Origin of the sequence: Cupriavidus sp. BIS7 (assembly GCF_000292345.1) — a bacterium.
Taxonomy (GTDB): domain Bacteria; phylum Pseudomonadota; class Gammaproteobacteria; order Burkholderiales; family Burkholderiaceae; genus Cupriavidus.
In genome coordinates, this window is record NZ_ALOU01000122.1 from 1 (window position 1) to 1,607 (window position 1,607).

The following is a 1,607-nucleotide window of genomic DNA, read 5'->3' on the forward strand; positions in this document are numbered from 1 at the left end:
CGCAGACCACCCGGTTTCGATTGCATCGTGCGCGGCATTCGCCAGACGCGGCCGTGGGGCATGATCGAAGTGTTCATGATCGGCGTGCTGGTCACGGTGGTGAAGCTGTCCACCATCGCACAGGTGCTGCCGGGCGCCGCCCTCTGGTCGTTCGGCGCCCTCGTGGTCGTGCTTGCCTGCATCCTGTCCTTCGATCCGCGTGAACTGTGGCACTACATGGACGCGCACGGAATCGATGACTTACCGCCTTGTTCGCCGGATGCCGCATCATGACCTCGGCTCGATCGACTTACGCCACGGCCACGTCGCGCGGACTGCTGTCGTGCCACGCTTGCGACCTGCTCAGTCCGATGACGGCCGAGGCCGAAGCTTGTCCGCGCTGCGGCGCCGTACTGCATCATCGCAAGCCGGCCAGCGTAACGCGCGCCTGGGCCTTTCTGCTGGCAGCCTACCTCCTGTATATCCCGGCCAATCTGCTGCCGATTATGGTGACGCAGTCAATCTTCGGCACGCAGCGCGACACCATCATGTCCGGCGTGGTCTATCTGTGGCTGTCCGGCTCGCACATGCTCTCCCTGGTCGTGCTGACCGCCAGCATCGTCGTGCCGCTGCTGAAGATGATGATCCTGACATTGTTGCTGCTATCGGTGCGCCGCGGGTCGACCTGGCGCATCCGCGAGCGGACCCGGCTCTACGCGCTGGTCGAAGTCATCGGCCGGTGGTCCATGCTCGATATCTTCGTAGTGGCAATGCTGGCCTCGCTGGTGCGGGTCGGTGCGCTGGCCACGATCATGCCCGGTGCCGGGGCCCTGGCCTTTGCCTCCGTTGTCGTACTAACCATGCTCGCGTCAATGAGCTTTGATCCCCGCCTGCTGTGGGATGCGCTCGAGACGTCGTCTTCCCTCATCGAATTTCCGCACTCAGAACATGCCAGAACTCATTGACCATCCCCCGCCCCACGATCTACCGGGTCTATCGGGTCTATCGGGTCTACCGCAGCCTGAACGCAAGCCTCCCTCGCGCTGGCTACCCTCGCTGGTCTGGCTGATTCCTCTCGTTGCGGCGGTGGTCGGACTCTCGCTGCTGATCAACACGCTTGCGTCGCGCGGGCCCGAGATCACGGTCACATTCCGCACCGCCGAAGGCCTGACGCCGGGAAAGACTCCCGTGCGCTACAAGGACGTCGATATCGGACTGGTCAAGACGGCACGGCTGGCGGCGGACCGTTCGCATGTGATCGCGACGATTGCGCTGACAAAGGATGCCGCGAGCTTCGCCGTGGCGGATACACGCTTCTGGGTGGTACGGCCACGCTTCGCCATCAGCGGCGTGTCGGGGCTGGAGACGCTGCTGTCTGGCGCATACATTGGCGTGGATGCAGGAAACTCCGCCGAGACTACACACAGCTTCACCGGACTCGAAGTCCCGCCAGCCATCACCACCGATGCCTCGGGGAGGCAGTTCGTGCTCCGTGCACAAGACCTGGGCTCGCTCGACATCGGATCGCCGGTCTACTATCGTCGCGTGCAGGTCGGCCATGTAGTGGCCTACCAACTCGAGCCGAATGGTAGAGACATCACGCTGCGGGTCTTTGTCGACAAGCCCTA

At 63.5% G+C, this 1,607-nt stretch carries 3 protein-coding genes; all 3 read left to right on the forward strand.

From position 1 onward, the window contains the following. Positions 1-273 (forward strand): paraquat-inducible protein A (locus B552_RS0126795; RefSeq protein WP_019452143.1); only part of this gene is annotated, 273 nt, incomplete at its 5' end. Continuing rightward, positions 270-944, forward strand: coding sequence for a paraquat-inducible protein A (locus B552_RS0126800; protein WP_019452144.1), 675 nt, complete (start codon positions 270-272; stop codon positions 942-944). The genes B552_RS0126795 and B552_RS0126800, both read left to right, overlap by 4 nt. Continuing rightward, on the forward strand, positions 928-1,607 hold a 680-nt coding region (locus B552_RS27995; protein ID WP_035880443.1), incomplete at its 3' end, for an MlaD family protein. The genes B552_RS0126800 and B552_RS27995, both read left to right, overlap by 17 nt.